Annotated in this window: 9 protein-coding genes; 6 read left to right on the top strand and 3 right to left on the bottom strand. The window is 69.9% G+C overall.

What is annotated here, in order from left to right; genetic code table 11:
• Positions 1 to 331: 331 nt before the first annotated feature.
• A complete protein-coding gene (locus ACFXMF_RS45155; protein ID WP_379990584.1) occupies positions 332 to 3,157 on the bottom strand; it encodes a tetratricopeptide repeat protein in 2,826 nt (941 codons plus the stop codon).
• Positions 3,158 to 3,303: 146 nt separating this feature from the next.
• Entirely contained in the window at positions 3,304 to 3,690 is a 387-nt protein-coding gene (locus ACFXMF_RS45150) for a hypothetical protein (protein ID WP_360323661.1), read from the bottom strand.
• Between the two features lie 181 nt (positions 3,691 to 3,871).
• Here ACFXMF_RS45150 and ACFXMF_RS45145 point away from each other — a divergent pair, with 181 nt between their 5' ends.
• Positions 3,872 to 4,567, top strand: a complete 696-nt coding sequence (locus tag ACFXMF_RS45145; protein ID WP_379990585.1) for a TetR/AcrR family transcriptional regulator — start codon at positions 3,872 to 3,874, stop codon at positions 4,565 to 4,567.
• 328 nt (positions 4,568 to 4,895) lie between these two features.
• Positions 4,896 to 5,816 carry a TauD/TfdA family dioxygenase gene (locus ACFXMF_RS45140; protein ID WP_360323657.1) on the top strand — a complete coding sequence of 307 codons (921 nt, stop codon included), beginning with the start codon at positions 4,896 to 4,898 and terminating at the stop codon, positions 5,814 to 5,816.
• Positions 5,817 to 5,865: 49 nt separating this feature from the next.
• On the opposite strand, the gene ACFXMF_RS45135 is transcribed toward ACFXMF_RS45140, so the two are convergent.
• The gene (locus ACFXMF_RS45135; protein ID WP_360323655.1) at positions 5,866 to 6,261 is read right to left on the bottom strand and encodes an ASCH domain-containing protein; all 396 of its coding nucleotides are present in this window, start codon (positions 6,259 to 6,261) and stop codon (positions 5,866 to 5,868) included.
• Here ACFXMF_RS45135 and ACFXMF_RS45130 point away from each other — a divergent pair.
• From ACFXMF_RS45130 to ACFXMF_RS45115, 4 genes are all read left to right on the top strand, one after another.
• Positions 6,260 to 6,421, top strand: coding sequence for a hypothetical protein (locus ACFXMF_RS45130; RefSeq protein WP_379990586.1), 162 nt, complete (start codon positions 6,260 to 6,262; stop codon positions 6,419 to 6,421). The two genes, ACFXMF_RS45135 and ACFXMF_RS45130, sit on opposite strands and share 2 nt — an antisense overlap.
• Positions 6,418 to 6,600, top strand: a complete 183-nt coding sequence (locus ACFXMF_RS45125; protein WP_379990588.1) for a hypothetical protein — start codon at positions 6,418 to 6,420, stop codon at positions 6,598 to 6,600. Before ACFXMF_RS45130 ends, ACFXMF_RS45125 begins: the two co-directional genes overlap by 4 nt.
• A 125-nt stretch (positions 6,601 to 6,725) precedes the next feature.
• On the top strand, positions 6,726 to 7,172 hold the full coding sequence (locus ACFXMF_RS45120; protein WP_360323653.1) for a hypothetical protein: 447 nt from the start codon (positions 6,726 to 6,728) through the stop codon (positions 7,170 to 7,172).
• 13 nt (positions 7,173 to 7,185) lie between these two features.
• Positions 7,186 to 8,333, top strand: a 1,148-nt coding sequence (locus ACFXMF_RS45115) for a DUF6531 domain-containing protein (protein ID WP_380021209.1), incomplete at its 3' end; no start/stop codon positions are given.

Here is an 8,333-nt window from a genome sequence, read left to right as displayed (position 1 = left end):
TCGCCCGCTCCCGGAACAGCGCCCACACCAACGCACCCACCCCCGTCGCCCCCTGAACCGACGCCCCCACCAACTGCCCCGCATCCGGACCGTCCGACAACCACAACAACGGCGTCGAGACGATCACCACCACCCCGACCACCACAACCGCCATCTTCCACACCTGCGACACACCCCACCCCCGAACCACCACAGCCACAGCCACCGTCACAGCCACCGCCACCGTCACGACCGGCCCAACGAACCGCCCCCGGCGCCCACTTCCCAGAACTACCAGACAAACCGACCCATCATGCCGCAACGACCCCATCCGGCACGTGTCCCCATCCCGTCACCCTCGCCCCGCTCCCCGCGACCGCGCCCCAAGCGAACCGCCCTCACCCTGCCCCCTGTTGCAACAGCGCGCCCGCTCCAGATTCGCCCGCACCATCACAATCATCGGATGCCCCGCGCTCAGTACCCGCTCGCAATCTTCCAGGGCACGCTCGAACAACGGAACCGCACGGGCCGGGTCACCCACCGAACGGTACGTGTACGCAAGGTTGTTGCGGGAAGTGAGCGTGTGCGGGTGGTCGTCACCCAACACCCGCTCACAGTCCTCCAGGCAGCGCTCGAACAGCGGAACGGCTCGGCCCGGATCACCCGCCCTCCGATACGCGCCCGCGAGATGGCTGAGGGAGATCAGCGTGTCCGGGTGGTCACCGCCCAACATCCGTTCCCGGTCGCGCAGGGTCCGTTCGTACAGCGGGACGGCGCGGGCCAGGTCCCCCAGCGACTGGTAGACACTCGCCAGGTTGTTTCGGTACACCGACGTGTCGGGATGGTCGGCGCCCAACACCCGCTCGGCGTCCTCCAGGATGCGCTCGAACAACGGAACCGCACGGACCGGATCCCCGACCGACTCATACGCGCCCGCGAGGTTGTTCCGAAAACCGAACGTGTCGGGATGGTCGGCGCCCAACACCCGCTCGGCGTCCTCCAGGATGCGCTCGAACAACGGAACCGCACGAACCGGATCCCCCATCGATCGGTACGCGTCGGCAAGGTTGTTCCGGGAGTTCAACGTCTCCGGATGATCACGGCCCAAGATGCGTTCGCGGTCCTTCAGGGTGCGCTCGTACAGGGGTACCGCCCGAGCCGGGTCCCCCACCGACTGATACGTGTAGGCGAGATTGCTGCGGTAGCTCAAGGTCCTCGGGTGGTCGCCGCCCAACACCCGCTCCGCGACTTCCACGGTCTGTTCGTGCAGCGCCAGCGCGCGGGCCAGGGCGCCCGTCTCCCGGTACCCGTGCGCAAGGTTGTTGCGGGCGATCAACGTGTCGGGATGATCACCACCCAACACCCGCTCGGCGTCCCCCAGTACGCGCTCGAACAACGGAACCGCACGGGACAGATCCCCCACCGACTCGTACGCGCTCGCAAGATTGCTCCGGAAACCCAACGTCTCGGGATGGTCGCGACCCAGGATCCGCTCGGCGTCCCCCAGCACTCGCTCGAACAACACGACCGCACGGGACGGATCACCCATCGACTGGTACACGTACGCGAGGTTGTTGCGCGACGACAACGTCTTCTGGTGGTCGGCGCCCAACATTCGCTCCCGGTCGCGCAGGGCCCGTTCGTACAGCGGCACCGCGTGGGCCGGATGGCCCACCGACTCGTAGGCGCCCGCAAGATTGCTCCGGTAGGTCGATGTGTCGGGATGGTCGGCGCCCAACACCCGCTCGGCGTCCCTCAACGCGCGCTCGAGCAGCGGGACCGCACGGGACAGGTCACCCACCGACTGGTACACGATCGCAAGATTGTTGCGGGCTGCCACTGTCGCGGGGTGGTCGGTGCCCAACACGCGCTCTCGGGCGGTGAGGATCCGTTGCACGGCCGGGGCAGCGGCAGCCGGCGCGCCCTGTTCCTGTCGGTAGACGGCCGCGCGGTCGAGGACACGGGTGGTGTCGACGGTGTCCTGGTCCGGGGGGTGCGAACGCGTGAGGGCATCGGTGTGCGGGAGCAGGGCCCGGCAGCGGGGCCAGTTCGCGGGCAGGTCGACGGCTCCGGGGAAGCCGGCCGCGAGCAGGGTGGTGGCACGGTCGCGGGCGTCGTCGACGGCTTCCGGCCGGCGGTGCGGGTCGTCCGGGTCGGGGGTGCGGGCGAGGGCTTGGAGGAGACGGTGCACGCTCAGGGTGCCGTCCTGGTTGTCGGTGATCATGCTGTAGGCGACGAGTCGGCCGATGGCGGCGGCGAGTCGGGGTGGTTCGGCGAGGGAGCGGAGGAGGTCGCGGGGGATGTGGTCGGGGGCGTACCAGGCCAGGATGCGCAGCAGGTCGCCGGCAAGCGGGGTGTCGGTGAGGCGGTCGAGGGTCAGGTGCCAGATCCGGGCGATGGTTCGAGCCGAGTCGCCACCCTCGCTGGTGGCGGCGAACATCGTGGCGGGCCACTTGGCCAGCATGTCGAGGTAGGCGCCGGGGGTGGTGCCGGTCTCGGCGCAGTACGCGGCGGCCTGTTCGACGGCCAGCGCCAGGTGCCCCAGTTCCGTGCACACCGCGTCGGCGTGGTCGGTGGCGCGTGAGCCGTGATGGGTGAGGATCCGGGTGAACAGGTCGACGGCATCGGCGGGTTCGAGGGTGTCCAGCCGGATCGTGGTGGCGTGGTGATGCCAGCCGGTCGCGCGGCGGGTGGTGATCAGCACCCGGCCGCCCGGCGCGCGGTCCAGAAGCGGACGGATGTGGGCGGGGTTCTCGACGTTGTCGAGTACGAGCAGCCACCCATCGTGATCGGCGAGCCACCGTACCGCGCGTTCGATCTGCAACTCGGCGGGTAGTGCTGCCAGTCCGGGTTGCAGAGCCCGCGCCAGCGCGGCAAGTCCCGTATCGACGGCGGTCGCGTTGTCGGCGGTGATCCACCACCGCACCGGCTCGCGCCGTCCCGCCGCCCAGCGCGCGGCGAGCGCCGACTTGCCGACGCCGCCCAGGCCGTGCATCGCGCGAACGACGACCTCGCCCGTACGGGCAAACGCGCGCTCCAACGCCGTGAGTTCGCTCTCGCGGCCGACGAAGAGATCCGTCCGGGGGATATTCGACACGCCTTGCGCGGCAGTGGCAGCGCCGTCGGGGATCGGCGCGTACGCCCCTGCGGGCAGGGCGTGTTCGGCGTACACCGCCACCGAGCCGACCACATCACGGCCCGCCGCGATCGACCCCTGAACGGCGGAAGTGACCGGTCCCGACGCCGCTCCCGACTCCGAAACCGGCCCCGGACCCGGCGTCGGACCGGTTCGGTTCGGGCCCCCTCGTCCCCGGTGCCCGTCCGTCACGGGCCGTGTTGCGCCGTTGCGCCGTCGATGTCCCCGCCGGCGGCGATCGACCCGCCGGTCGCGGAGATGCCCGGGCCGGCCGCCGGCGATGTACCCGGGCCCGCTGCGCCCCCGGGCGCGGTGTCACGCGCCTGCGCGTTGCGTACGCTTCCGCGCGCCGCCACCGACCCGTCCCGCGCCTGCACGGACTCCACGGCCGGACCGGGCGGCGCCGTCATCGCCAACTGCCGCAGCGCAACACCCAGCGCCGCGAGCGCGAGCACCGAACCGATCACGCCCGCCACCTGACTCGACCGCTCCAGATCCGCAGCCGACACCCACACCACCAACCCGACCGCCACCACGACGCCGACGCCGGCCGTCCCCCACCAAAACGCCTTCATCACACCATCCTCCACCTCCTCCCAAGATCACGTCAGCCATTCCACACACCCCCTCCCACCCCGACGACACGGCAACCGGGGTCAACCGGCGACGCGACGGAGGACGGCGGCGACGGCGAAGGTGGCGGCGAAGGCGACGGCCCTCTTGAACGGTTAACGCATCTGCGTTAACGTCCGACGCATGGAGAGTCCGGTTACCGCGACCCGGTTGCGCTTGATGGTGACGGCGGAGCGTTTGTTCGCCGTGCAGGGGATCAACGCGGTCTCGGCACGCGAGATCGCCGTGGCGGCCGGACAGCGCAACACCAATGCGGTGAAGTACCACTTCGGTCCGCAACAGGCGCTCGTCGACGCGATCTTCGAGTACCGCATGTCCCGGATCGACGCACGCCGAACCGGGCTCATCGACACCTACGACCGAGCCGGACGCGCCACCGACCCATACGCCCTGGCCGAGGCGTTCGTGCTGCCGCTCGCCGAGCTGATGGACGAGTTGCGGGCCGGCGAGGACGGGGCGAGTCACTACCTGCGGTTCTGTGTACAGGCTGCGTACGCCGTCCACCCCGACGTGGCCACGCCCGGCCCCGAGGGCCTCGGGACAACCCCGTGGGCCACCGGGTTGAAACTGCTCAACGACCGCGCACTCGCGCTGTCCGAGGGCGCGCCGACTCCCCGGGTGGCCCGCCGCCGCTGGGAACACTTCGCCGGATTCGCCATGCACGCGCTCGCCGAACGCGAACTGCGCCTGGAATGCGACCCCGCCCACAAGCCCGACCCGACCGACCTCTACGTCGCCGAGCTCGTCGACGCCGGCGCGGCCATGCTGACCGGCCCCAGCCGCCCCTCGACCCTGGCCCTGGCCCCGGCCGGCCGCTGAACCCCGGGGAACCGGCCGCCCGACCGGCGGCCATGCCGTCTTGCGCCGAACCGAACCGTCCCCGTCCCCACGCGCAACGTTCCTGCCGTCGCCCCGACATCGCCGCCCGGTCCGTCCCGAAACCGGAACCGGAACCGCAACACCATCGTCCCGCCCCGCCAACTGGCCGCGAACTCCCGTACGCCGTAGGTCGGTTGGACCCCAACCCAGGACGGCCAACCGCAGCGAACGCCGAAGTGCCGTCGCCGCACTCGACTGACACACCATCACCACGCCCGACCGAAGCCAGAAGCTCAACCCACCACCACCCACCACCCGGAGGAAAGGCATGACCAACACCACCCCCACCCGCCCCGTCTTCGACAACGGCGTCTCCGCCGTCCCGGTGCGCGAACTCAGCCCCACCGGCGACTTCGCCCCCAGCGCGCCATACGAGCTGTTCGCCCTCGCACCCTGCACCCCGACCATCGGCGCGGAGGTCTCCGGCGTCGACCTCGCCCGGCCGCTGAGCCCCGAACTGCACACCGAGTTGCACCGCGCGCTGCTGGAGTGGAAGGTGCTCTTCTTCCGCGACCAGCAGTTGACCGCAATCGAGCACCGCAACTTCGCGAGCCACTGGGGTACCCCCGAGGTGCACCCGTTCCTGCCCAAGGCCGACGGGACTCCCGAGGTGGTGCGGTTCACCCGCGGTGCGGACTCCCCGACGGTGGAGAACGTATGGCACTCGGACGCGTCGTTCGAGACGACGCCGCCGATGGGTTCGGTACTGCGCGCCGTGCACATTCCGCAGGTGGGCGGCGACACGTTGTGGTCCGACATGGGCGCGGCATACGACGGATTGACCGCCGCGACGAAGGAGCGCCTGGTCGGATTGCGGGCCGTACACGACTTCACCAAAAGCTTCGGCACCCGCCTCAACGCGGAGGAACTGGCGCGCAAACAAAGCGAGTTCCCCGCCATCGCACACCCGGTCGTGCGCACCCACCCGGAAACCGGACGCCGACTCCTCTACGTGAACCGGATCTTCACCGACCACATCGAGGGCATGCCCGAGGACGAGAGCCGCGAACTGCTGACCTTCCTGTACGACCAGGCCCGGCACCCCGAGTACCAATGCCGCCTGCGCTGGCGCCCGAACACCGTCGCGTTCTGGGACAACCGGGCGACCCAGCACTATGCGAGCGGCGACTACTACCCGCACCGACGCGTCATGGAACGCGTCACCATCCTGGGCGACCGCCCGCACTGACCCTCGCGCCGACCCCCCGCGCCGCCCCCGCTTGGCCTCCGGCACGGGCTCAATCGGCCGACTGCCGAAAGCTCAAGCACACGATCCGAGTGGTGGGCTCGACCCGAACGCCCTGGGCGCCCCAATATCGGGCGTGCCCCTCCCGCCAGTGCTCGACGTCCCGAAATCCCTCGCCCTCACTGTCCACGAACTCCCACTCCACCTCGCCGAACGGTCGGATCTCCACCTTCGTGACGACGATGTCGACCAACCGGCCCCCGGCGTTGTCGACCACGACCAGCCGTTCACCGACGTGCTCCAACTCCTCGCCCTCGGTCCGGTAGTCGTCGAGCAGTCCCGCGGTCCCGGTCTTCTTCCCCGCCAGGACAAGAGCGTTGAGGTCGTCCCGAAACCGCCCCGGCGTGCCGAGTTCCAGCACCCGCAGTCCATCGATGCGTGGCCACATGGTGGCTCAGAGTAGGGCATCTCGGCACGTCCGGCGGGGTGGCGGCGGTTCGGCGGGTCGGCCGTGGGGCGAGGAGATCGACCGGCTGCCCACCGACCCGTGGTTGCGCGTACACGTCAAGGCCGGCGGCACCATCGAGCGCATCGCCCCGCCTCCATGACGGTCAGCGCCTCCCCCGCCCAATGGCACCAATGGACCGGCGTCCCCTTCGACCACGACGGCGACATCGAGGTCCCGGGCGCCCTCGTCCCGGTCCACTGCAACCTCACCCACGACCACGCCGTCTACGTCGAACCCAACGTCTGCGTCCGACACACCACTTCCACACCCACCACCTGAGCACCCGCCCTGCCCGCAGTGCCCACCGTGCCGCCTTCCACCGAGCCGCCAGTGACAGCCCGGCTACAACCGGTCCGCTAAGGTCATCGGATCTACGTTCGATTGAGCACTTGGGGGGCGGCCTCATGGCCGAGGCACCTGACAGTGGCGGCGGCGGCTTCGAGGTCACCACGGACCATTTGCGAAAGACCGTGGACCCGTTGATCGCGACGCTCCAAGTGGCGGATCGCATCTGGAAGGACGACGGTCGGATCGCCGCAGGGGTCGAGCGCTGTGGCTCGGATCCGGTGACCAACGGCGTGCGGCGCTTCGTCCACGACTGGGGCCACGCCATGGGAGTGGTGGTCAAGCAGGGATCCGCCATCGCGGCTGCCCTCCAACAGACAGTGGCCAACTACGAGTTGGCGGAGCTGCGGGCAAAGCAAGGCTTCGTGCCGGCGCCGCCCGGCGCCGCCGAGCAGATATCCCGGAGCGCGGGCATCACGCAAACGCCGAACCCGCTCGCGCCCAACCGGCCGGTGGTACCGCCCGCCGGCACGGTCCCGCCACCCACCGCGCCCGTCGCGAGGTAGGGGATCCGCTCAGGTGGGTGGCAACAGCATCCCCGACTGCCCGGTCGTCACAGACCTGATACCGGGGGATCCGAGTGTCCTCGAAGTGCTCGCCGAATCCTTTGCGTTGTACTCCTCCTCGTCCGCCGAATCGGCCGCTCGGATGCGACCGCTGGCCAAGGTGGAGGAGTGGGGAGGACCTGCGGCAAAGGGCTTTGTCGGCCAGATGGAGGATCTGCCCAAGACCATGGACAAGGCGGTCCGCCACTTCACCGACGCGGCGAACGCCCTGCGTGGCTATGCGGGCGCGTTGCGACAGGCGCAAGCCGACGTCGCGGCGCGGGTGATCCCCGAGGCCAACGCGGCGCGGGCCTGGTCAGCGCAGTGGCAGGTCGATCGTGCAGCGGCGGCGAACGGCGCCGTGGGCTTGTCGCTGCCTGACAAGGATCTGGGCCGGGAACGCCTGAAGGACGCCGAGGACGAACTCGGGCGCATTCGTGGACGGCTCAAGGACGCACAGCACGAGTTCACCGAGCGCATCGACAAGGGCATCCAAGCCGCACCGTCCGGTGGCGACCCGGTCAGTACCGCGCTCGCCGGCTTCGGCGGCGGTGCCAAGGACAGTGTCCTGGGGCTGGTGCAAACAGCCGCCATGTTGAATCCGGGCCGGGCGTACGCCGAACCCGGTGCCTACCTGACGGATCTTCAGCAGATCGCATCGAGCTACGGAAAAGCGTTCACCGACCCGCTGGATTTCGCGAAGGGCGCGCTCAACTGGGACGAATGGCGCAAGGATCCGGCGCGGGCGCTCGGACTCACCGCGCCTGACCTCCTAGTGGCGGCGCTCACCGGAGGCGGCAGCAAGGCGGCGACGATCGCCAAGGTCGCCGAACCGGACGCACCGAACCCGATCGACTTGAGCAAGAAGGATCGTCCGAAGAACACCCGCGAGGACTGCGGGGATCCCGTCGACCCGGTCACCGGCGAGGTGTCGTTGCCGCAGGTCGATCTACGGCTCGACGGTGCGCTCCCGCTCGTACTCGGCCGGGAACACCGGTCGGCCTACCGGCACGGTCGACACTTCGGCGTGTCCTGGGCGTCTTTCCTGGACCAGCACGTGGAATTCGACGGGGAGGGCGTCGTCTTCCGCTCCGCCGACGGGGCGATCCTGCACTACCCGAT

It is taken from the genome of Embleya sp. NPDC059213 (genome assembly GCF_042754445.1).
In the GTDB taxonomy this organism is placed as follows: Bacteria; Actinomycetota; Actinomycetes; order Streptomycetales; family Streptomycetaceae; genus Embleya.
Note: the sequence above shows the minus strand (reverse complement) of the source record. Positions and strands in the feature narration are given on the sequence as shown.